The sequence below is a fragment of the Pseudoalteromonas sp. CST2 genome (assembly GCF_028599385.1).
GTDB classification, from domain to species: Bacteria; Pseudomonadota; Gammaproteobacteria; order Enterobacterales; family Alteromonadaceae; genus Pseudoalteromonas; species Pseudoalteromonas atlantica.
Window position 1 is genome coordinate 268,955 of record NZ_JAQREO010000004.1, and the last position, 22,481, is coordinate 291,435.

At 41.5% G+C, this 22,481-nt stretch carries 22 protein-coding genes and 7 tRNA genes; 17 read left to right on the top strand and 12 right to left on the bottom strand.

The features are described from left to right. Window positions 1-40: 40 nt before the first annotated feature. The gene (queF, locus tag PSH41_RS08115) at window positions 41-886 is read right to left on the bottom strand and encodes an NADPH-dependent 7-cyano-7-deazaguanine reductase QueF (RefSeq protein ID WP_273588930.1); all 846 of its coding nucleotides are present in this window, start codon (window positions 884-886) and stop codon (window positions 41-43) included. A 59-nt stretch (window positions 887-945) separates the two neighbouring features. Here queF and syd point away from each other — a divergent pair, with 59 nt between their 5' ends. After that, entirely contained in the window at window positions 946-1,485 is a 540-nt protein-coding gene (gene syd / locus PSH41_RS08120) for a SecY-interacting protein (protein ID WP_273588929.1), read from the top strand. 226 nt (window positions 1,486-1,711) lie between these two features. On the opposite strand, the gene PSH41_RS08125 is transcribed toward syd, so the two are convergent. The 3 genes from PSH41_RS08125 to PSH41_RS08135 all read right to left on the bottom strand — a co-directional run bounded on the left by PSH41_RS08125 (window position 1,712) and on the right by PSH41_RS08135 (window position 3,272). Continuing rightward, window positions 1,712-2,485 carry a Zn-ribbon-containing protein gene (locus PSH41_RS08125; protein WP_004585968.1) on the bottom strand — a complete coding sequence of 258 codons (774 nt, stop codon included), beginning with the start codon at window positions 2,483-2,485 and terminating at the stop codon, window positions 1,712-1,714. A gap of 13 nt (window positions 2,486-2,498) precedes the next feature. Continuing rightward, window positions 2,499-2,762 carry a hypothetical protein gene (locus PSH41_RS08130; RefSeq protein WP_004585969.1) on the bottom strand — a complete coding sequence of 88 codons (264 nt, stop codon included), beginning with the start codon at window positions 2,760-2,762 and terminating at the stop codon, window positions 2,499-2,501. Window positions 2,763-3,032: 270 nt separating this feature from the next. Next, on the bottom strand, window positions 3,033-3,272 hold the full coding sequence (locus tag PSH41_RS08135; protein WP_004585970.1) for a DUF2789 domain-containing protein: 240 nt from the start codon (window positions 3,270-3,272) through the stop codon (window positions 3,033-3,035). A 211-nt stretch (window positions 3,273-3,483) separates the two neighbouring features. Between PSH41_RS08135 and PSH41_RS08140 the strand changes: the two genes are divergently transcribed. Then, on the top strand, window positions 3,484-4,128 hold the full coding sequence (locus tag PSH41_RS08140) for a GNAT family N-acetyltransferase (RefSeq protein WP_055255230.1): 645 nt from the start codon (window positions 3,484-3,486) through the stop codon (window positions 4,126-4,128). 741 nt (window positions 4,129-4,869) lie between these two features. Here the strand turns inward: PSH41_RS08140 and PSH41_RS08145 are convergent. Both PSH41_RS08145 and PSH41_RS08150 read right to left on the bottom strand, forming a co-directional pair. Beyond that, complete coding sequence (locus PSH41_RS08145) at window positions 4,870-5,169, bottom strand: DUF3301 domain-containing protein (protein ID WP_004585972.1); 300 nt, start codon at window positions 5,167-5,169, stop codon at window positions 4,870-4,872. Continuing rightward, window positions 5,169-6,197, bottom strand: a complete 1,029-nt coding sequence (locus tag PSH41_RS08150) for a DUF3549 family protein (RefSeq protein WP_273588928.1) — start codon at window positions 6,195-6,197, stop codon at window positions 5,169-5,171. The genes PSH41_RS08145 and PSH41_RS08150 overlap by 1 nt, the downstream gene beginning before the upstream one ends. Window positions 6,198-6,302: 105 nt before the next feature. Here PSH41_RS08150 and PSH41_RS08155 point away from each other — a divergent pair, with 105 nt between their 5' ends. The 3 genes from PSH41_RS08155 to PSH41_RS08165 are packed head-to-tail and all read left to right on the top strand — an operon-like array spanning window position 6,303 to window position 7,829. Further along, window positions 6,303-6,623, top strand: coding sequence for a YqcC family protein (locus tag PSH41_RS08155; RefSeq protein WP_004585974.1), 321 nt, complete (start codon window positions 6,303-6,305; stop codon window positions 6,621-6,623). Beyond that, window positions 6,616-7,380: a tRNA pseudouridine(65) synthase TruC gene (gene truC / locus PSH41_RS08160; RefSeq protein ID WP_273588927.1), complete on the top strand. Its 765-nt coding sequence runs from the start codon at window positions 6,616-6,618 to the stop codon at window positions 7,378-7,380. The genes PSH41_RS08155 and truC overlap by 8 nt, the downstream gene beginning before the upstream one ends. Next, window positions 7,380-7,829 (top strand): flavodoxin, encoded by a 450-nt coding sequence (locus tag PSH41_RS08165; RefSeq protein ID WP_024033689.1) that lies wholly within the window; start codon window positions 7,380-7,382, stop codon window positions 7,827-7,829. The genes truC and PSH41_RS08165 overlap by 1 nt, the downstream gene beginning before the upstream one ends. 274 nt (window positions 7,830-8,103) lie before the next feature. Here the strand turns inward: PSH41_RS08165 and PSH41_RS08170 are convergent, their stop codons facing one another. Together PSH41_RS08170 and gloB are read right to left on the bottom strand one after the other, a co-directional pair. Continuing rightward, a complete protein-coding gene (locus PSH41_RS08170) occupies window positions 8,104-9,681 on the bottom strand; it encodes a lytic transglycosylase (protein WP_096041966.1) in 1,578 nt (525 codons plus the stop codon). 184 nt (window positions 9,682-9,865) lie between these two features. Further along, window positions 9,866-10,639 carry a hydroxyacylglutathione hydrolase gene (gene gloB, locus PSH41_RS08175; RefSeq protein ID WP_273588926.1) on the bottom strand — a complete coding sequence of 258 codons (774 nt, stop codon included), beginning with the start codon at window positions 10,637-10,639 and terminating at the stop codon, window positions 9,866-9,868. A 53-nt stretch (window positions 10,640-10,692) separates the two neighbouring features. Here gloB and PSH41_RS08180 point away from each other — a divergent pair, with 53 nt between their 5' ends. After that, on the top strand, window positions 10,693-11,469 hold the full coding sequence (locus PSH41_RS08180; RefSeq protein WP_004585979.1) for a class I SAM-dependent methyltransferase: 777 nt from the start codon (window positions 10,693-10,695) through the stop codon (window positions 11,467-11,469). 78 nt (window positions 11,470-11,547) lie between these two features. On the opposite strand, the gene rnhA is transcribed toward PSH41_RS08180, so the two are convergent. Next, window positions 11,548-12,012: a ribonuclease HI gene (rnhA, locus tag PSH41_RS08185; protein WP_004585980.1), complete on the bottom strand. Its 465-nt coding sequence runs from the start codon at window positions 12,010-12,012 to the stop codon at window positions 11,548-11,550. A 68-nt stretch (window positions 12,013-12,080) separates the two neighbouring features. On the opposite strand from rnhA, the gene dnaQ reads away from it, so the two are divergent. The 9 genes from dnaQ (at window position 12,081) to PSH41_RS08230 (ending at window position 15,036) form a co-directional block, all read left to right on the top strand. Next, window positions 12,081-12,794, top strand: coding sequence for a DNA polymerase III subunit epsilon (gene dnaQ, locus PSH41_RS08190; protein ID WP_004585981.1), 714 nt, complete (start codon window positions 12,081-12,083; stop codon window positions 12,792-12,794). An 8-nt stretch (window positions 12,795-12,802) separates the two neighbouring features. Then, a complete protein-coding gene (locus PSH41_RS08195; RefSeq protein ID WP_273588925.1) occupies window positions 12,803-14,173 on the top strand; it encodes a TIGR03503 family protein in 1,371 nt (456 codons plus the stop codon). A 98-nt stretch (window positions 14,174-14,271) separates the two neighbouring features. Further along, window positions 14,272-14,348, top strand: a tRNA-Asp gene (locus PSH41_RS08200). Between the two features lie 27 nt (window positions 14,349-14,375). Next, a tRNA-Asp gene (locus PSH41_RS08205) sits at window positions 14,376-14,452 on the top strand. A gap of 41 nt (window positions 14,453-14,493) precedes the next feature. Then, window positions 14,494-14,570: transfer RNA gene (locus PSH41_RS08210), tRNA-Asp, on the top strand. 31 nt (window positions 14,571-14,601) lie between these two features. Next, window positions 14,602-14,678: transfer RNA gene (locus PSH41_RS08215), tRNA-Asp, on the top strand. Between the two features lie 37 nt (window positions 14,679-14,715). Next, window positions 14,716-14,792 (top strand) — tRNA-Asp (locus PSH41_RS08220). 37 nt (window positions 14,793-14,829) lie between these two features. After that, a tRNA-Asp gene (locus tag PSH41_RS08225) sits at window positions 14,830-14,906 on the top strand. A 53-nt stretch (window positions 14,907-14,959) separates the two neighbouring features. Further along, a tRNA-Asp gene (locus PSH41_RS08230) sits at window positions 14,960-15,036 on the top strand. 143 nt (window positions 15,037-15,179) lie between these two features. Here the strand turns inward: PSH41_RS08230 and PSH41_RS08235 are convergent. Next, window positions 15,180-16,348, bottom strand: a protein-coding gene (locus tag PSH41_RS08235; protein ID WP_273633950.1) for an IS3 family transposase whose coding sequence is annotated in 2 segments (ribosomal slippage) — window positions 15,180-16,078 and window positions 16,078-16,348 — 1,170 coding nt in all. Because the reading frame shifts where the segments join, the coding sequence is not laid out codon by codon here. 180 nt (window positions 16,349-16,528) lie between these two features. On the opposite strand from PSH41_RS08235, the gene PSH41_RS08240 reads away from it, so the two are divergent. Together PSH41_RS08240 and PSH41_RS08245 are read left to right on the top strand one after the other, a co-directional pair. Next, entirely contained in the window at window positions 16,529-16,675 is a 147-nt protein-coding gene (locus PSH41_RS08240; RefSeq protein ID WP_223230549.1) for a helix-turn-helix domain-containing protein, read from the top strand. 267 nt (window positions 16,676-16,942) lie between these two features. Continuing rightward, window positions 16,943-17,509, top strand: coding sequence for a transcriptional regulator (locus tag PSH41_RS08245; protein WP_273589953.1), 567 nt, complete (start codon window positions 16,943-16,945; stop codon window positions 17,507-17,509). Between the two features lie 68 nt (window positions 17,510-17,577). Here PSH41_RS08245 and PSH41_RS08250 read toward each other — a convergent pair whose 3' ends face one another. Further along, window positions 17,578-19,497 carry an alpha/beta hydrolase family protein gene (locus PSH41_RS08250; protein ID WP_273589952.1) on the bottom strand — a complete coding sequence of 640 codons (1,920 nt, stop codon included), beginning with the start codon at window positions 19,495-19,497 and terminating at the stop codon, window positions 17,578-17,580. Between the two features lie 269 nt (window positions 19,498-19,766). After that, on the bottom strand, window positions 19,767-22,223 hold the full coding sequence (fadE, locus tag PSH41_RS08255; RefSeq protein WP_029772579.1) for an acyl-CoA dehydrogenase FadE: 2,457 nt from the start codon (window positions 22,221-22,223) through the stop codon (window positions 19,767-19,769). Window positions 22,224-22,481: the final 258 nt, after the last annotated feature.

The window sequence follows — 22,481 nt, forward strand, 5'->3', positions numbered from 1 at the left end:
TTAAGCTCCTTTTTTATGGTGATATTTAAGTCGATTGGTATTACTGGCGATTAATTTTTACCGCAAAAGGCGTATCGTTATAGTGCGTTGAACGATACGGATTTATATCCAGCCCACCGCGGCGTGTATAACGCGCATAAACTTCAAGCTCTTTAATGTTTAGCTGTGTGGTTAAATCACTATAAATACGCTCTACACATTGCTCATGAAACTCATTGTGGGTTCTAAATGAAATTAAATAACGCAAGAGTGCCTCATGGCATATTTGCTCACCAGTGTAACGAATAATTATACTGGCCCAATCTGGCTGCGAGGTAATTAAGCAGTTAGATTTAAGCAAATGACTGTGCAGGGTCTCAGTAACCAGGGTGTCACTTTTTGATTTAAGTGAGTAGGCGTCAATATCGTAGTTATCTATTTCAATATCTAAATCGTCAATACATTGCCCTGGTAATGGCGTGCAAAGTAAGCAGTTATAGTCATCAGGTGCGTATAACGTTACCGCTACATCGCTATTTACCGCATTTGATAAGTCTTCAATTAAATGCTGTTTTACCACCTCAATACTTTCAAAGCGGGTTTGATTAAAGCTATTTAAGTAAAGTTTAAACGACTTAGACTCAATAATATGGCTGCTTTGGCACGCAAAAGTAAACAGCGCCACGGCAACCTGCGGTTTACCTTTAGCGTTTAACCACGAAAGCTCATAACCTGTCCAAATATCTTGGCCTTTAAAGGGCAGCTCGGCTTCGTCAATATTTAAAGCATCACGATTTAACTTGCGGGCAATAGGAAAAAGCAAGCTAGGCGAATATACATCTACGTATTCCGTAGATTGTCCTAACACACTACCTTTAAGGTCTGGAGAATTGCTGTAATCTGTCATGTTTGCTCTTAAATAGTTACAATAGGGACATTATATCTAATTTAAATGAGTTTCGCAGTATGTCTGTTGCAATGCAAATGGCCCAACTTCACACGCAATTTTGTGTAAAAACCGTTAAAAACACCGCTAAATATCCGCTTATGGCACACGATGAACAATGGCCTAGCCCTTGCGAGTTCGGCGAGGTAGACGCACAAGGCAATATTCAATGGAAAAGTGCTTTGCAAACCCCCGCAGGTTCATTATCAGACTTAGCTAGCGCGCTTGAACTGAGCTTCCCAGCAGGGGTTGATGAGTTTTATGGGCACATGTATGGCGGTAGCATTTTAGCCAGCATAGATGGTCACCGTGTGGAGTTATTACAAGCTTGGAATAAAGATGATTTTGACCTGCTGCAACAAAATATTACCGGTCATGTATTAATGAAACGAAAATTAAAGCAGCCAGAAACCCTGTTCATTGGTTTAACTGAGCAAGATGACTTACTGGTTACCGTGCAGGTAAATACCGGTGAGGTATGTTTAGAGTACGTAGGTAAAAAGCCGCATCATGTACTTGCACCCAATATAGAATCTTTTTTAAAAGCGCTTGAGGTTTAGATTAATTAAACCAATGTGCAGTAATCGTTAATTATTGTGCAGTATAAGCCCTGTGCAAGACGCGTTAAAGGTTGCTTAGTTATTACAGAAAAAAGTAACGATATTGTAGCCTTACTCGCCGCCTTTACTTAATTTAATTGAGCATTAAAAAATCAGCTTAGTGCAATGCATTAAGCTGATTTTTTATAAGGTGTGTAACTTTATTTTGCAAAGTACGGGCTTTTAGTTACTGAAAATCCCACGAAACATTAGATACCAACCCACACGGCTCACACCTAAAATCAAATAACCCAAACCACGGCTCTGGTAATTTCCACTCACTATTGCAGCTAGGGCATTTACGCTCAAGTTCTGAGGCTTTATCTACACCGCCTACACGGTATAAATAATAATAAACCGGTTTTTGAGTTAAAAAGCGGATACGTTTAGCAATGTCTTTACCGCGGCGATATAAGTCACTTTGTGTGCTTGATATTTCTTCAAGCGCTGGAAATTCACACCGAGTAGCGCCGTTAATTTGTATTTGATCGCAGGCTTGCCAATCTTCTTGCCATTTTATGAGTGTTTTATAATCCCCATTAGCAATGGCCGGAATAGTAAATAATGGCACGGGTAAAAAGTCATCACCACAATACAGTGGGCTACAGGTATGCACATAGGTTGTGTATAAAATATAGCTTGAAGGCGATTTACAGGTATCGGCACCGTTTGAGTGAATGTCTTGGCCAATAACTTTTATTTTAGGAGCAAGTAAACCTGCACTGTGCAGCTTCTCAATACTGTGTTTAACAAAAGGGCTATTATTTAATGGGTGCATGGCGTCTTCGGTTGGGCACATTACACGGGTAATAAAATAGCCATCTTTTAGTACAGTTGGGAATTCTTCACCCATAATTTGGCCATTAAAACGCAGTGCATTAACTAATCGGTTAATGGCTTGCTCAGCGTGCTCTAGGGTGGTGTCTTGGTAGCAGTCAAACGTTAAATCAACAACGAACATTTATAGTCTCAAATTATTTTTGCTCTAACAGGGCTAGCAACCTATCGAGTTTTTTCTCAATGCGATCGAGTTGAGATGTTTTAGGCTCAACGATGCTCTGCTCAGGGTTTTTCATTAAATTATGAATTGAATCAGGGTTATTTTTATATTGGCTTACTGCGGCAATAATAACCGGCATAGGCACAGGTTGTGCTAAACGGCTTTTAGTTAGGGCAACAGTAGGGGTTTTGCCTTCATCAAGAAGGACTTTAATTGCATCAAATACAACTGCATTCATTAGATTTGTAACTCTTTAATATATAAGCGCAGCAAGTGTTTGCTGCGCGGGTGCTATAGTAGCAACAATACCAAGGCGCATAAAGCCTTGGTATAAGCAGAGGGGGGATTAAACCAATTCGCAATAATACTTAATCATTTTGCGGGGCTAAACGGGTCGCTACCTGTGTTAAAAACTTTTCATCTAGAACAAGCAAATAGTTAATTTTTGCTTAGCTATAAACACGTTTATCGAACCAAAAAATAGGTCGCATAATTAAGCAAATTAGTATTACTTACCTTCTTGGCGAAGCCTCACATCAAGTTCATCAATTACTTCGCTCCACGCGCCATCTTCTGCTAGCGATTCTGCTAAAAAATGCTGCTGTGATTCATCCCAAAAAGGAGCTTGTTGTAAAAGTGTTGTGTCTTCTAGTGAGTGAGAAGCAATAAAATCGTCAATCTGTTGTTCTGAGCTAGGTAAACCCAATTGTGCAAACAACGTTTTCATATCGTGTTTTGTCGTATCCATATTATTACTCCATCTGATTAAATTAAACCAAGCTTAGAGCCAGACTATAGGCTTTGCTAGTTAAACTCTCGCTGAATTGACGGTATTTTTGCTTTAGGTATATAGTTAACTTGCAGTATAGATAAACATTTTCGCCATTCAATTGCTAATTACTTTATATACGGTAAATAGTTTGGCAACGTTGAGGGTAGTAAAGCAAAAAGGATACACAATGACAGTCACCTCTAATGAGCACACATTAAGCGTACAATACCTTGCCCCTGAAGATATAAGCACTGCAGGGAGTTTAATCTATCAGGCTTATCATGATGATCCGCTACTTCAAAATTTATTAGGTTATGATCAACATAATATGGCTGCCTACGAGAAAAAATTACGCTCAGTGATACGCGAAGAGCTCAGTGCTTTTTGGCAAGAAAAACTGCCATTAATAGGCTTGTACCGCGATGATAAATTAAAAGCGGTGGCGTGTGTATTTGAGTCAAGCAGCCAATTACAACCAGAGCGTTATTGGCATTGGCGCTTAAAGTTAATGCTGAGCGCAGGGTATTTGCAAACCAACCAACTAATAGAAAAAGAGCAAACAATACGCACTGCGCTTAATGAGATTGGCGATTACTACTATTTAGCGTTTATTGCGGTAGACCCGCACGTGCAAGGCCACGGGCTTGGGCGCTACCTGTTACGAGGCTTAGATGATTTAGCAACTCAAAACACAGGGGCTAAAGGGCTTGCCGTTTTTGTTACACGCCAAGAGCATAATACGTTTTTTAAATCAGAAGGATTTAGCACTTTTAAAGCACTTGCCTTTAATAAAGTATCCGGAGAGCTTCTTTTTAAACCATATGCAAAGTAAGTCTGTAAGCGATAAGCGCCATTACGGACATATGCCCGTGAGATATATCTTACATTGGCGTGCGCATTATCAGTTACGGTCGTTCAGAAATGCAGCTTTAAAAGGGTAAGCTTTTGTTTTATATGTGGTTTTATATTTTTTCATATATATTACGAAAAATTAATTTTGTTTACCTAGTAGGATGAAACCCAAACTCGCGTAGTATTTAACTTGTCAAGACGACATAGCTTAATGACTAAGCTACTGCCAAGGATACGGAATAGGCAACATAGCAGATGCTAGCAGGAAGCATAAAGGACAAGTTAAAAAGGACGCAAGGACGAACTAGGAAGTGCATGAAGCGCTTAGTAGTTGGAACTACTTAAGGATATTTACGGATGAGGCTACAGGAAGTAGCAGGAGCGTTAGTTTACGCAGGATGGCCAAGGCGGCAAGTGGAAAATGCAGGATGCATTTAAAGTGGCAGGAGCTACTTAAAAGGATGACCAAGGATGATGCTACAGTAAGTAGCCAAGCGTTAGTTTACGTGGGTTAGCCAGGATGGTTATGGATTTTGCAGGATGCAATGTTGAGGGTAAATAGGGTTGTTTACTCGTTCAGGGGATGATAATACGGATTTTGGGTCAAGGATAACAAGCAGGATGCTGTAAGAGTGGGGCGTAACTTTTGTTACGCCTTAGTTTTATGTATTAACTTATTTTAGTGGTTTCACTTTAACCCCACCGGTTTTAACGATTAAAGTTAAATTTTGTGTGGCGGCACAACAACGCTTTTTAGCATTTCATTTTCCATAATTAAAATACCTTGATAGGCATTTTCGCCATCACTTGAAAACTCAAACATAAATTCGCTTTTGATCCCCGGTTTGCCATTTTTTAAAATGCCAAAGCGGCGTTTTGTGCACGCTACGCTCATTAACTGAACCTGTAATTGCTCAGCTTGGCGCGCGGCATGACTGTTAGCAGCTTCTGCTACTTTTCGGTTTAGCCAAAATAAGTAAATTACAGCGCCAATGGCGATAAACGTCCACAAAGTAGCCATTAAGAGAACAACCTTCCAATTGCGCGAGCGAGCGTTTCGCTGCGGTTTTCTTTACGTAATAAGCCTAATAAATGTGGGCGTATAGTGGGTATTGCAACTAAATCAGCAAAGATACTGGGAAATAGCTCGGCAATTTGCTGGTGGTGCGCACAATTATCCATAAAAATATGTAAGCGCTCAGGCTCTTCTAGTTGAGAAAAGCATCGCCCTGCAATCGTTAAAAGTACATCTGAATCAGTGCCAACAGATGAGCTTAATGCAGCATCTACTAGTTGTGTACACAGCCCTTGGGCTTGGCCTTTTGAAAGTGAGCGCAGTGCGGCAGTTAGTGCAATTGTATCGTTATTTTCAATGGCAGTGTGGCCATTGGCGACTAAGAGCTCACTGAGTGATGGCGGTATTTCAACATGCTCAAGCATGGCGCTCAAAGGCTGCAATACCTCTAGTGGTAAATGCGGCCAAGCTTTTTGCAAGTTTGCTAAGTTGTTGTCGTTATTTAAGCGCAGTGCAAAATCGGCAATCCCTTGTAGCGCAACGCTTTGCCAATCATCAAAACCTAAAGCGCCACTAAAGTACAGCTGCGTGTGCTCGTAATATTTAGAGGCTGGTTGCTTTAACAATACTTTAAGTTGGGCGTTAAAAGCCGCTAATTTATTTGCATTAGGGGTAAACACATAAGGGTTATTATCTAGCTTACCATCGGCTTGCTCGCCGGTAATCCCGCTGCCTAGGGCTTCAATTACCATATTAGCGAAATGATCGCGGCTCGCGCTCACTAATTTACTTTGCTCATCAAGTGGAAACTTTAAAAACCATACATAAGGTTCTTTACTTGCTTTGCTATCCCAAAATTGAATAGCCAGCCATGCATGCCCCGCAAGCGGATAAGGATAAGGAACTTGCGCTTGCTCAATAGCTAAAAACTGTTTTTTATCAAGCTTAGTAATATGCCTGCCAATATCAAAAGCACGCCATTGTGTACCGGCGCCATCTAAGAGTTGGCCAAGTGTCGCTATGTGTTCGCTCATCGTTATCTCAATTGTTTTTACTGCAAAATTGCCTCAATTATACGCCATAGCAGGCATTGAGGGAACAGGGTATAATTGCCCTATAATGTAAAAAGAAGAGTGGTTATGTATCAGCAAACGCAGGCTTATTTAAACCAATTAAGCACACTTTTAAAAAAACATAAGCTGTGGCAAAGCACGCCAATAGAGGCGCATAAATTACAATCTCAAGTGCCTTTTTGTCACGATACCATGGCATTTGAGCAATGGTTACAGTTTGTATTTATTGAAAAAATGCAGCAATTAATAACGCTCAGCCAACCATTGCCGCAAAATTTTGCCATTGCGCCTATGGCAGAAATGGCGTTAGTGGATAAAACCGGCAGCGGCGAAATTATAACGCTACTTAGTGAACTTGATGCTTTTTTAGGTAAACCCCATGACTGAAAAGGGTGAAACTGTAGAGTACGGCGAGCTTAATATTCTTTACCAAGACGAATACTTTGTTGCCATAGATAAGCCCGCAGGCTTATTGGTTCATCGCTCTTTTTTAGATAAACATGAAACCCAGTTTGCAATGCAAATGCTGCGCGACCAATTAGGGCAACATGTATTTCCGGTGCACAGGCTAGATAGACCAACATCAGGTGTGCTGCTATTTGCTTTAAGTTCAGAATCTGCCCGAGACATGAACAAGCTATTTATTGAAGGCACTATTACAAAGCGTTATTTAGCGCTTGTACGTGGTTTTGCGCCTGAATCGGTGTTTTTAGATAAACCGTTAAAAGAAGAGCTTGATAAAATAGCTGACAAATTTGCCACGCAAAATAAAGCGCCACAAGCGGCGCAAACACAATTTAATTGTCTGCATCAAGCCACGCTACCAATTCCTATTGGTAAATACCCCACGGTGCGTTACTCGCTCGTAGAGTGTTTCCCAAAAACGGGGCGAAAGCATCAAATTAGGCGCCACCTTAATCATTTATCAATACCTATTATTGGTGATGTAAATCATGGTGATAATCAGCATAATCAATTTTTTAGGGAGCATTTTGCACTGCGGCGGTTAATGCTATTTGCAACGCAGCTTAGTTTTGTGCACCCTTACACGCATAAACCCATCGTAATTAAAGCGCCACTAGGTGAAGACATGCTTAGTATATGTAAGCAACTAGGTTGGCCACAGCAAGAAAAGGATTATTAATGGCACATATTAGTATTTTTGTAGGCAGCGTTAACGGCGGAGCAGAACGTTTAAGCTACGACGTTGCAAATACAATTGAAAAAGCGGGGCACACTGCGAGCGTTATTAGTGAGGCCTCACTTGATGATATAAAAAACGCCTCACATATATTAGTTGTTACCTCTACCACAGGGCAAGGCGATGTACCTAGCAATTTAGCTGGGCTCTACTTTGCTATGAACAGCACATTTCCGATGCTAACCGATAAGCCATTTGGTGTTATAGCCATGGGCGATAGATGCTACGGCGATACGTTTTGCGGTGCAGGGCGCAGCTTTGATGAGCTACTACGTGACTTGCAAGCTAAGCCAGTAGGAAACCGTTTAGAAATAGATGCCTGCGAAGACTTTGAGCCATGGCCTGTAGCAGAGCCGTGGTTAAAAGCATGGCTTGAAAAATTACCAGCTTAGTAACACGAATGCGCAATAATACTTAACCATTTTGCGGGGTTAAATGTGTCGCTAGCTGCGTTAAAAAATGCTCATTTACGACTGCATGGATGCAGAAGGCAGAGCCATGCAGGAGCAATTGCCGAGAACAACTAAATAGCGAATTTATTGCCTAGCTATTAACACGTTTTTCCGGCCTCAAAATAGAGCATTTAATTAAGCGAATTGGTATTAACTGCTTATATGTACAAAAAAAGGAGCGCATGCGCTCCTTTTTTAATTATTAAACCGTTGGTTAACTACTTCTTACATCAACCTTAAGCTTTAACTTTTGGCCAGGCTGTAAATACTTTTGGCCGGCTAAGTTATTCCACTTAATAATTTCGTTTACGGTTAAATTAAATTTAGACGCAATACGAGCAAGCGAGTCACCACGGCGTACTTTGTACGTAATAGTGCGATTAGTACTTGCAGTTGCTTGTGGTTTACTCGCTGATTTATAAACAGTGAGCTTTTGATTTAAGCGCAATACTGAGTTTTTCTTCAGTTTATTCCACGAGGCCAGTTCATCCATGGTGACATCGTATTCGCGACTAATGTCCCACAGGGTGTCGCCACTTTTAACCGTGTGCGACAGCTTAGTACGGGTGGCTTTATTAGCAGCTAAACGCATTTGCTTAGGTAAATGTTCGCTATTAATTGCCCCATCGGTTAAGGGTACTAATAACTGTTGGCCAATACGAATGGTGTTTGACTTTAATTTATTAAGCGAGCGAATAGCACTGGTGCTAGTGGTAAACTTTTTAGCAATAACCGATAGGCTATCTCCGCTCGCCACAGTGTATTGCTGCCAGCGTAAGCGGTCTTTAACATCGGTTTGCGCCAGCTTTTGGCTGAATTGTTCCGCTTTATCGGTGGGTAATAGTAAAAAATGCGGACCGTTAGGGTCGGTCGCCCAGCGGTTAAAGCCTGGGTTTAACCTGTATAGCTCAGTAAGAGTCATATCGGCCATATCTGCGGCCAGTGCTAAGTCAATCTGTGTGCCTACATCAACTACTTCTACAACTTGCGCGTTGATAACCGGTTTCCACTTTACATTAAACTCATCAGCGCGTTTTAATAAATCGGCAAGGGCTAAAAGCTTTGGTACATACGCGGTGGTTTCGCTTGGTAAGTCGAGAGACCAAAAGTCTGTTGGTAAATGCTTTTTACGATTTTTCTTAATCGCACGCATTAAACGCCCTTCGCCTGAATTATAAGCCGCAATGGCGTTTAACCAATCGCCTTCAAGGGTTTTGTGTAAATACGATAAGTAATCAAGGGCAGCACGCGTAGATTGCACTATGTCGCGTCGGCCGTCGTACCACCAGTTTTGTTTTAAATCAAAACGCTCGCCAGTGGCTGGCATAAATTGCCAAATACCCGAAGCACTGCGATTAGAGTAGCCAAATGGGTCAAATGCGCTTTCTACAATAGGTAAAAGGGCGATTTCGATAGGCATTTCGCGCTTTTCAACTTCTTCAACAATAAAGTGTAAGTAAGGTTCTGCGCGTTTTGAAATGCGGTCTAAATAAGCTTGATGACGCGCATAGTAATTACGCTCGGTAACAACAGGGCGGTTTTGCGGTACATCAATAGACAGTTGGTAGCGAATGCGCTCCCACACATCGTCAAAAACGGGGGCGTCTTCGCTCTGCTCAACGTGTTGATATTGGGCGTTTACCATCAATGCATTGTTAATATCGTTAGGGCTTGCGCCTTCTAAGCGCTTATTTGCTTGGGTAGCAGCTTGTGCGTCTGAATCTACGGTTGTTAATGTTTGACAACCACTTAGCGCAAGCGCCAAGGCAATTAATAGAGGAGATTTATTCATATATACCAATACATCAGGTAAAAAAACTCGGCGAATACTACCCGTTATGAGTCAACATTGCCACTTAACGACCAACTTTAACATGTTGATAAAACCATTCGCTATTTTTAAACCAATGGTTTTACCTAGGATATACCTAACCACGATGCTGCAAAATTAATTACAACAGGTCAACATATCTTAACTAAAAGTTGTCTTTGAATCGTCTCAGACTTGCAAAGTTTTCCCATGGTTCATTGTTTTTTGTAACCAACACAAATTCTTTTGGAATTAACTCTGTAATAGTAGGTAGGTCGCTGCGCATAAATGGATTAACTTTAAGCTCTTGGCCTATTGTACTTGGCAGTGTAATTTCGCCCTTAGCACGCTGTGCATCTACTTTGTCGCTGTATTGGAGTAGCTCAGGGTTACGCGGTTCAACGGCTTTTGCAAATGCTAAATTAGCTTGTGTATATTCATGCGTGCAATACACTTTGCAGGTTTTAGGTAGCTCACGCAGCTTATTAAACGACTCCCACATTTGCTCAGGCGTCCCTGCAAATAATCGCCCACAGCCCCCACTAAAAAGCGTATCGCCGGTAAAAGCCAACTCTTCATGAATATAACAAATGTGATCAAGGGTATGGCCAGGGGTGGTAATAATGTTAAAACGCGTACCCAATACCTCAATGCTATCGCCATCAACCAGTGTATTGGTGATCCCCGCAAACGGACTGTTAATAGGACCGTACACTGCAATGTTTGAAAACTGTTTTACAAGCTCGGCTACGCCACCGGTATGATCGCTATGATGATGGGTAATTAAAATGCCACCAAGTTGTAAGTTATGCTCTGCTAAATGCGCTATAACGGGCTGAGCGTCGCCTGGGTCAACCACCCACGCTAGGTCGCTATTATGGGTAGTTAAACACCAAATATAATTGTCAGAAAATGCTTTAATTGCTTTAACTTGCACCATATTAATTTGCTCTATAAAGTGACGTGTAACACCTAGTATAACGAGCTATAAAAATGAAACCAGCCCTTAGTTTTCAAGAAGGACCCAAACCGCTGTCATGGCAGCAGTTCCCTCATGGGGATTATTTACGTGCTGACATTGAACAAAAAATGGATCAATGGCTGCCGCGTATGTTTGGTTACCATATGCTTAAATTAGGTAATTTAAGTGGCGAGCTTAATACCAGCGTAAGCACTATAAAACACCAAGTATGTGTTGCCGAAGAGGGGCCTTACACAGGTGTAATAGCCGATATAGACGAACTGCCTTTTTATGAGCACAGTGTTGATGCGTGTATTTTAAGCCACTGCTTAGAGTATCACTCAGACCCACATCACATATTACGCGAGGCGCATCGCACACTTATACCCGGTGGTTACATTGTTATTACCGGATTTAATCCGTTCAGTTTATGTGGATTGGCGCAAATGTTGCCCTTTAGCGGCCAAAAGCTGCCGTGGACGGGGCGTTTTTTTACGCCTGCGCGGGTAAAAGATTGGCTTAATTTATTGGGGTTTGAAATTATTAGCGATGAGCGCTTTATTTACTCATCTCTTGCGCGTGGTAACAGGCTTTCGCGGTTTGCATTTTGGCGCAGTTTTGCCAAACAGTATTTAAAACCTATGGGGAGTGTGTATATGCTGGTGGCGCGAAAACGCGTGGCTCCGCTTACGCCTATAAAACCTAAGTGGCATGCAAGGCCGCAGTTTTCACCTGTAAAAGGGGCAGGGCTTAGACAAACCTCAAAGCAGCACTTTAAACAGTGTGAGCAAAAAAATAATAATAGTTAAAAAATGTAAGTAGGCACTTTTTAACCCAGCCATGAGCCTTAAACTCATGGCATTAAAAAGTGCGAAAGCTTTGACGGGTTAAGGCTGATACCCTACATCATCAAGTAGGTTGCTACTGCCTGCAGCGTCACGTGCTAAATCGTCAACTATTTCGTTATATTTATGCCCGCTATGTCCCTTTACCCATTTCCATGTAACCGTGTGCTCGCTACAAGCGCTATCAAGTCGCTTCCATAAATCAACATTTTTAACCGGCTTTTTTGCCGATGTTTGCCAGCCCCTTTTTTTCCAATTTGCAATCCACGACTCAATACCCTGCTTAACATATTGGCTATCTGTGGTGAGGTTAACGGTGCAAGGGCGGGTGAGTGATTCAAGGGCAACAATGGCAGCGAGCATTTCCATACGGTTGTTTGTGGTGAGCTTATACCCTTGGCTTAATTTTTTTTCGTGGCCGTTATAAATCATAAAAATACCATAACCACCAGGGCCCGGATTACCTAAACATGAGCCATCGGTGTAAATCTCTACGGTTTTTTGCACTGTTTTACCTTGATATTATGTACAATAAAGTGATTATAGAAAGATACCAGAGTCAGGCTAAATTCGATATGGCACGTAGACAAATAGTTTTAGATACAGAAACCACCGGCATCGACCCCAAACAGGGGCACCGCATTATAGAAATTGGGTGTGTAGAATTAATAAACCGACGTTTAACCGGTAATAATTTTCATGTTTACATTAACCCACAACGCAGCATTGAAGAAGAAGCAATAGATGTTCACGGTATTACCAACGAGTTTTTACGTGATAAACCACTTTATCGCGATATAGCGCAAGAGTTTTTTGACTACATTAAAGGTGCAGAGCTTGTAATACATAACGCCCCGTTCGATGTGGGCCATATGGATAACGAGTTTGCGCTGCTTAACCAAGGCTACCCAAATACGCACGAGTACTGCCAAGTTCTCGACACCCTTAAAATGGCGCGTGACTTGCATCCTGGTCAAAAGAACAACCTAGATGCTTTGTGCCGCCGTTACGATATAGACAACGCAAAACGAACATTACACGGCGCATTACTGGATTCTGAAATTTTAGCCGATGTTTACTTAGCCATGACGGGCGGGCAAACCAAGCTAAACTTAAACCAAAATAAAGATGACGGCAGCGAGCAACAGACTGGTGGCATAAGACGCTTAAGTAGTGACCGAGCACCTTTAGTTGTATTGCGCGCAAACGACGCTGAGCAAAGCGCACACGAAGCACGACTCGATCTTGTAGACAAAGAAGGCGGCCATTGTTTATGGCGCGCTGAATAAGGCCAACTATGAAAACGATGTATTTTATAACTGTACTGTGCGCCACCTCGTTGTTTAGCGCCAGTGCGTTTGCCGTTAAGCAAGTAGAGCAGCTTAAACGCGACGGCGAACAAAATGAAATACCGCTGCTAGATAACCGTTTTCGTATAGACAGCCTATTAGACGAAATAACCTTACTATTTTTTAGAAAGCCAGGTTCGCCCGCGGTTATTTTAGTCAGGCCCGATGGCAGCAAGTACTTTGCCACTAACGCCGTTAAAGATCCCAACCTCGATTGGTTTGATGAGCTTAGTTACGACTTAATCACCATAAAAAAACCGATGGCTGGCCCATGGCAAGTTATTGGCCGCATTTTGCCCGACAGCCGCATTGTGGTGTTAGGGGAAGTGTCTTTAAAAGCACAGCCATTACCTCCTATGTTATTTAGAGGCGAGACAATAAAAATAACGGGCGAAATTTTAAATGATGATGAGCCTATCGATGCTAACTTATTCACAGATGTAGTTAGCCTAAACGTTGACTTTGTAAGTACCAACGATGAAAGCTATGCAAACTTTGGTGCAGGCACTCAAGAAGTTGCCGAATTTAAAGACGATGGCCGCGGCTTTGATGAACGCCCTAACGATGGAGTGTTTACTGGCGAATTTAAATTAGACTTTCCTGCAGGGCAGTGGACACCAGAACTCTATATAGCGACCCCCTTATTACAGCGACGCATTGTGCAAGACCCTATCATTGTACATGAACCGCCATTCAAATCTGAGGTCGCACTGGCAGAGCTTGATACTGACGATCACCAGCTAACTATTAATATAGATAGCAACATAGTTAAACCCGAAACCGTTATTGTGCAGGGAAAAATTTATTACCCTAATAATGAAGAGCAAATGTTTACAATTGACGCGCAAGCGGGTGATACACGCCAACTAGCAATTAAAAACTATGATTGGGGAAGATACAGCGTTGAACTGTCTGTTTTTGGCACTAATATAAACGGTCGTGAGTTTATGGCCACAATACCAACATACAAATTTGAGATAGAAAGGCCAATAGAAGCAGTGCCCGAAATAGACCCTGCTACGCTTATTGATCAAAACCTGGCCTTGGAAGCTGAGCTCGTTGAAGAAAAAATGGCCACTTCTACATTGGTGACTTTAATCGTGGGCTGTAATTTACTCATTTTATTGTTAGGGTGGTTAGCAATTCGTATTTTTGTACAGAAAAAGCCAATCAAATTTAACTTTAAACTGCCTTTTTTAAACAAAAAGAAAGTAAACGATGAGAGCAACGCCGATGCAGAAAAAAATCAAGTCGGCAAAAATGGCTCAAAAAGTGACAAATCAGGTGAAATTTTAAACCTTTCGATGTCAGATGACTAAAAAACCTGTAAAAAAACAAAAAAGCCCTTGACGAAGTAGGGGCTGATTCGTATTATTCACGCCGCTGCAAAGGGAGACCTAAGCAGAAACGAAAATGCGGAGTGGTAGTTCAGTTGGTTAGAATACCGGCCTGTCACGCCGGGGGTCGCGGGTTCGAGTCCCGTCCACTCCGCCAATTTTCGACAATTTGTAAGTAGACGCTGGAGTGGTAGTTCAGTTGGTTAGAATACCGGCCTGTCACGCCGGGGGTCGCGGGTTCGAGTCCCGTCCACTCCGCCAACACTTACACAACATATGGTTGTAAAACATATTCTTATTATGGAGTGGTAGTTCAGTTGGTTAGAATACCGGCCTGTCACGCCGGGGGTCGCGGGTTCGAGTCCCGTCCACTCCGCCAATAAGAAAAAATAACAGTTTAAATACGCGCTGGAGTGGTAGTTCAGTTGGTTAGAATACCGGCCTGTCACGCCGGGGGTCGCGGGTTCGAGTCCCGTCCACTCCGCCACTATTTAAACACTGTTATGTTACAAAATTTGTATGCTGGAGTGGTAGTTCAGTTGGTTAGAATACCGGCCTGTCACGCCGGGGGTCGCGGGTTCGAGTCCCGTCCACTCCGCCAACAAATTTAGTAATGACAAGTAATATGATATCTCTGCGGAGTGGTAGTTCAGTTGGTTAGAATACCGGCCTGTCACGCCGGGGGTCGCGGGTTCGAGTCCCGTCCACTCCGCCATTTGATATCGTAACAAAATTAGTAAGTGCATTACCCCATGCACATACCACTGCGGAGTGGTAGTTCAGTTGGTTAGAATACCGGCCTGTCACGCCGGGGGTCGCGGGTTCGAGTCCCGTCCACTCCGCCACTTGTTATTTCCTCAATAGCAAGCAATAAATAATTTCCTTATTAACTAATCCAAATATAATTTTTTATCAGCTATCAGCTATCAGCTATCAGCTATCAGCTATCAGCTATCTGATCTGACCCCGATAAAGTAGACACGGGGTTTTAATTCATTGATTCATATTGTATGGGGCTAACATTTCCAATCGCCCCATGCATTCGCACTGAGTTGTAGTAATTCTCAATATAAAAACGACTTTGTATTGTCATTTCGCTACGACTCAGTTCATTTAGATTACTCATCCATTCTTTTTTGTACTGAGCAAAAAAACTTTCTGAACAGGCATTATCCCAGCAGTTCCCCTTTCTCGACATGCTAATCGTTACACCTCGCTTGTTCAACCACGATATAGTCTCTTTAGCTCGATACTGGCTCCCTTGATCTGAATGAAACAGTAAACGTTGCCCGTTCGGCTTGCGCACATTCCAAGCCTTCTTTAGTGTTTTAATCACTAAAACCGCATTATTAATTCGACTTGTTGCCCAGCCCACAACTTTGCGTGAGTATAAATCTAAAATGACACATAAGTACTGCCAGCCTTCTTTACAGCGCACCTGAGTTATATCCGATACCCATACACTATTAGGCTCTTCAACATCAAATTGACGAGCAAGTAGATTCTCTGTCGTTATAAAACCCTGCTTTTTATTACCACTGGTGTAGCGACGCTTACCTGATTTAGAGCGATAACCTACGCTTTGTAATAAACGCTGCACTCGGCCTTTACTGCAATCATACCCGTCGGCTATGGCGGCTTGCCACAATTTTCTGTAACTAGGTATGCAGTGCTCTTCATTACTTCTTTTTATTAAAAACTGAAGTAAAAAATCATTTTTTCTTTCAACTGGATTCGACGACTGTTTCAACCATTTGTAATACCCAGCCTTAGAAACAGATAATAACTTACATAACTTGCTTACTGTTTTCTTCACCGTCGTGGTCTTATTAATATATTGAAACCTTATTCTTTTAGACTGTCGAAGTAGGCCCTCGCCTTTTTTAGTACGTCGTTCTCCAACTGTACGTCCTCAAGCTGCTTTTCAAGGTTACGAACTTGACGTTCAAGGTCTTTATATGACTTTTCTGGACCATGGTTTTTAAGTGGCTTAGGCTCTTTTCTTGAGGTCATTTTACTTCTCCAACTTGACAGCATATCGGGATGAATACCGTATTTATTAGCGGTCATTTTAACGGTACCGTGTGAGTCTAATGACTCCTGCACCACTTTTCTTTTAAATTCCTCTGTATGTTTACGAAACGCTTTTACTTTCATGAGAACTGACTCCTAAATAGGTGTCTACTTTTATGGAGTCAGATCAATCAGCTATCAGCTAAATAATCGACTACTTAATGCTAACCTGCTAATATTCCTGACTATTCTTTAATATTCAGCTTCTTATATCTGCATGAATAGCCAAGAATCTAGTCTCACTTTAAAAAAGGAAGCACTAAAATGAGCACACTAGGTCAACAAGTAAAGCAGCTTAGAAATAATAAAAAATTGAGCCAACCTGAATTTGCCCAGCAAGTAGGGATAGAGCAAAATCATACCCAAACTACCTCAAGATGCGAGTTTCAGTTGGAATTAAAAGCGATTTAGGCAAGGCATTGATTGCAATTAATAGTGGTTCTATTGTTAAAATCAATAACGCAGTATCAATCGCTTTTAAACCAACCCTTTGGGCGTTTCACAGGCACTTACTCTCATCGTTGTTACTTCTTAAAAGGGACTGCCATTGTTGCAAAGTAACGCCTTGATATTAAGCCCCTGTGAGACGCTGAATTCTGCATCTTGAGGTGGTTTGGGTATATATCAAAACTTGAAAACGACAAATCAATTCCCTCGAATGAAATATTTAGAGCCTTATTGATAGCATTAGATCTTTCAATTGATGAGTTTATGAAGCCGCTTGTATCAAGTCATGATAAAGCCAGGCTTATGCAGATACCGGATGTTGAGCAGTGGTATAAAAATAAAGCTGTGAGCACTTCAGTAACTCAGCGTAAATTGATTTATTTAGCAATGTTTTTAATTTCGTTTGGGTGTGCACTATTTTATGCAGGCCATAAAAATTATGTGTTTAACGAACATTTTTATGAGTATCGCTCAATTGGAATTATTAAAAATGATGAACCACTCAATGTTTTCAATCATTGGAAAGATTATATAATAGATCCCAGTGCTGAAAAGCGTACAGCAAAACTTAAAGAGATGCTTGCTAGGCGTGTTGAACTTTTTAAATTAATGGATGAGTATATCGGTGAATCATTTGTCGAAGAAGTGACGGGTGGTAAACGTGTTTATACAACAAATGCTGTCCCACGCTACATAACACATGCAGGTAATACCTGGCTTGAGTTTATTGGATTATTTGCAGCTGTATTTGGTTTAGCTTTGGCGGTATTAGAACCAAAATTAACGCGTCACGCATAAAAAGCTGTATGCGAACAAGCACACAGCTTTTATCTTAAATTTAGCCCATAGTTGTATGGGCTTAAGCGCTATTTTAGATAGGTATCTAAAAAGTTTAAGTAAGCGTTAGAGGCTGTTATACGGTTTTCTTTTTTAGTAAAACCATGCCCTTCATCATCAAACAATACATACTCTACTGGCACGCCATTGGCTTTGACTGCGGCAACGAGTTCATCGCTTTCAACTTGTAAAACACGTGGATCGTTAGCGCCTTGTATTACCATTAAAGGTTTAGTGATATTTTTAGCATGAAATAGTGGCGATATAGCCCGATGACGCTCACCGTCTGTTGCAGGGTCGCCCATTTCATCGTATAAGGCTTTTTTAAAACTCTCCCACCATGGTGGAATTGAGTTAAGTGTTCTTACCCAGTTAGTCACCCCAAAAATATTAATACCTACTTTGAATTCTTCTGGTTCAAAGGCAAGTGCAGCTGCGGTCATAAACCCGCCGTAACTACCTCCCATAATGCCAATTTTTTCGCTATCGACCCAATCTAAACTTTGAAGATGCTTTTTACCGTACACAATATCTTGTAAGTCATCTGTGCCGTGCTTTTTATCATCCAAATGAAAAAATGTTTTACCGTATCCTGAACTACCACGGTTGTTAACGGCAAAAATAGCATAGCCATGATTAATTAAGTGCTGCTGTGTCGCGCTGTAACCAGTACGGCTTTGTCCACCAGGGCCACCATGCACCCAAATTAGTGCTGGCACTTTATTAGTGCTACTTGCTTGTTTGGGCTTGTACAAAACACCAGGTACCTCTAGCCCATCAAAACTTTTAAAGCGTACAATTGTGCTTTGTACTAAATTACTTTGATTTATTTCTTTGCTAAGTGAATTAGTTATTTGTTTGGCGCTAATACCACCGACTTGCCATACAAATAAATTACTTGGGGATGTGTCAGAGTTCAAATAAAACGCCATGGTTTTCTCGTCACTTGAGAAATTTACACTGAGTAAATTACCATTGGGTAGGGTGGGCATAGCGACTTGTTTACCTGTACGAGTATCTAAAATAGTTACTTTAGTACTGGCATCGGCATTTACTCCACTTACTTGGTAGCGTCCAGATTTAGAAAAATAAATAAAGTTTACGTCCCATTCGTCTTCTAAAGCCGGGCTATGTTTCTCTGTCGCTAACTCATAGCGCCACACTTGTGAAAACTCGCCTTTTGCGTCTGTAGAGTAATATAAATATTTACCGTCAGTAGAGAAGGTTTCAGGTGTATATTGTGCGGGAGCATCATGCTTAGATATAAGTTGTGGTTTAAGGGATCTTTTATAAGTGTCGAGAATGTATGTATCACTGTCTTTATTGGTATTATTTTTAGATAAAGCAATAAAGCGTCCATCAGGGCTAATGGCGCCAACATCTAATCCGAGTTCATTTTGATAAACAGGAGACATTTCATAGGTTTCACTATCTACGCGATATAAATCCATAAATTTGGCATCACGCTGATTGCTGGTGATAAAAAACTGGCTGCCATCTTTGGTAAAACCTGCAAAGCCAGCTCGTGTTTCAGCGCCAGGGGTTAAATCTTTGATTGAACCGTCAACTTCACGCACGTAGACATGATATCGCTCGTTACCGCCTGAGTCTTTGGTAAATAATACGCGCTCATCATTAGGGAAGTAGCGTACAGGGTAGGTACTGTCTTCAAAATTGGTTAAGCGTTCTTTACTGCCTGTTTTAACATCGACCTCATATAAACTATAAATACCGCTTTCATCGCTACTAACGAGAATTTTTTCACCAGAAGGTGAAAAACTACTACCTATAAAGGATGTAGTATCAAAAAAAGTGTTTGCACTGTATGTCTGTATCGCTTGTGCTGCTGAGGTTTGTTCAGCAATAACATGTGTTGTATTGCTCGATTGGCTACAGCCAGCGAGTGCAATTGCACATGCTAGTACGCCAAACTTAAGTGTTTTTTTCATTAATACAGTCCTTGAATTATTATTAGCGTATTTGAGTGTTGCTCGTACATTTTTTAAACGCAAGCTTTGGAGCTAATTCAAGGCTTAATAAAGTGTTACAAAGCGTGTATTAGATGAGTGATTAGTAAGTTTTATAATGTATTGGTAGGTTTTATATTTTTTGATACTGATCGAGCTTAAAGTTATTGCTTTAAGCTAATTAAAATTGAGTACAAAAAAGCCAGCGCTAGAGCGCTGGCTTTTGCTATTCAGATGCTTAGCTTGGTTGATTAAGCTGCATCTGCTTTGCTGTCTTCACTTTTACGTGCGGCTTTGCCTGCTAATAAATCAGCTGGGTCAAAGTCATCAACGTTAATCACGTCTAAGCGGGCTTTTTCTACAGCGGCTAATTTATCAGCTTCTGCTTGGCTTAATATGCCAGCTTCAAGGCCCATTTGCGCTACTTTATCAAGTTGGAAGAATGGCAGTTTAAGGCCTTTTTCTTTACATACTCGTTCAAATAACGGCTCTACAGCCAGTACATCTTTAAGTGTTTGCTCTTGACGGCCAACTAGGTTTAGTGGCTCATCTTTTAAGTAAACATAGCTTGCTAAACGGTTACGCGTTTCGCTAGGTACTTGAAGTAGTTGTGCTAGTTTATGCTCAAGTTTGTCGGTAGGTTTACGAACCGGGCGACCAAACGGGAATAACAATACTTTTAATACGCCACGTAATGGGGCAGAGGGCATGTTATTGATTAAATCAGCAAGGGCACGTTGGCAGTGATAAAGATGATCCTGACAGCTCCATTTTACTAGGGCTAAATCTTCTTGTTTACGGCCTTCGTCGTTATAACGTTTAAGTGTTGCAGACACTAAATATAAGTAACTTAGTAAGTCACCTAAACGTGCTGAAATACGTTCTTTACGTTTAAGCGAGCCACCAAATACCGCCATGCTAATGTCAGACATAAGCGCAAGCGATGCACTAAAGCGTGATGCTATACGGTAAAACTCTGCAGTGTCGTCTTTGTACGGTACGCTAGTAAAACGTGCACCACTAAGCGCAAGCCACTTAGTACGTACAAGGTTCGACATTGTAAAGCCAATGTGGCCCATTAGCGCTTTATCAAATACGTTAAGCGCTTCTTCGCGGTCTTCAATTTCACAAGCACCAAGCTCGGTTAGTACAAATGGGTGACAGCGAATTGCACCTTGACCATAAATAATCATATTACGGGTCAAGATGTTGGCACCTTCTACTGTTATAGCAATAGGGGCACCTTGATAGCCACGACCTAAATAGTTATTTGGCCCAAGCATTATCCCTTTACCGCCAAGTACGTCCATTGCATGAATGGTCGACTCGCGCATTTGCTCGGTTAGGTGGTATTTAATAATAGCTGAAACAACCGATGGCTTTTCACCTAAATCTACCGCACCCGTTGACATACTAACCGCTGCATCTGAGCTGTAAGCGTAACCTGCAAGTTTAGCCAGTGACTCTTCAACACCTTCCATTTTACCAATAGGTAAACGGAACTGACGACGAATACGGCTATATGCACCTGTTGCTACGGCAATTGTTTTAATGCCACCGGCAGAGTTTGATGGCAATGTAATTGCACGGCCAACCGATAAACATTCAACCAGCATGCGCCAGCCTTGGCCAGCCATTTCTGGGCCACCAATAATGTAATCAAGGGGTACAAAAATATCTTTACCGCGAGTTGGGCCATTTTGAAATGGTACGTTAAGCGGGAAATGGCGACGACCAATTTCAACACCTGGCGTGTTAGTTGGAATAAGTGCACAGGTAATGCCTGGCTCTTTGTTGTCGCTTAGTAAACCATCTGGATCTTGTAGTTTAAAGGCAAGACCAAGTACTGTAGCCACTGGTGCAAGAGTAATGTAACGCTTGTTCCAAGTAAGGCTAATACCTACTACTTCTTCACCGTTCCATTGCCCTTTACACACAACACCGTAATCAGGAATTGAGCTCGCGTCAGAGCCTGCTTCTGGCGAAGTTAATGCAAAACATGGAATTTCTTGGCCTTGGGCTAAGCGCGGTAAATAATGATTTTTTTGATCTTCTGTACCGTAGTGCTGAAGTAACTCACCTGGACCTAACGAGTTAGGTACACCTACAATTGATGATAGTAAGGTCGATTTACTGGTTAACTTTTGCAGAACACAAGATTGTGCAAACGCAGAAAACTCTAAACCGCCGTATTCTTTTTTGATGATCATGGCAAAGAATTTATTATCTTTTAGATATTGCCATACATCTTGCGGTAAATCGGTAAGCTCGTGTGTTGCTTCCCAATCATCTAGCATGCTACATACTACTTCTACAGGGCCATCAATAAAGGCTTGCTCTTCAATAGTCAGCTTTGGTACTGGGTATTGGTGTAGCTTTTTCCAATCTGGGTTACCACAAAATAAATCAGCTTCCCACCACGTAGTACCGGCATCGATTGCTGACTTTTCAGTGTCAGACATGCTTGGCGTTACTTTTTTAAAGGTAGTAAAAATCGGCTTGATTATGTATTGCTGACGAATGCCAGTAACAGAAAGAGGAACTGCGATGATCAAAAAGATCAACCAGCTAATTAAACCAAAAGCACCTGCAAAGGTACCAATTAATAATGTTGCGGCAGAAACACCAAGTGCTGTGTTCCAACTCGCTCTGTGGTAAACCGCGATGCTGAGCAGTGCGATTAAACCGAGTGTAAATATGAGTGTCATTGCTTATTCCTTAATAGAGGTCAGACCACCTCAGTTAGAGTAGCGCTAGTGAGCGTAAGTTTCAAGTACATTACAGCGTTAAATTAACGACAAACTAGCCATTATGCTTATCCTTATTCCCTTTATAAGGAACGAGCATGCACCACTGCTGTGTTTAATTCAATCACAGCAATTATTTAAGCGCTAAAAATCAGTAAATCAGCTAGCCAAAAAAGTTTTTTTAAGTAAGTATGTCTGTTGTAGCGCACAGTAAAGTAC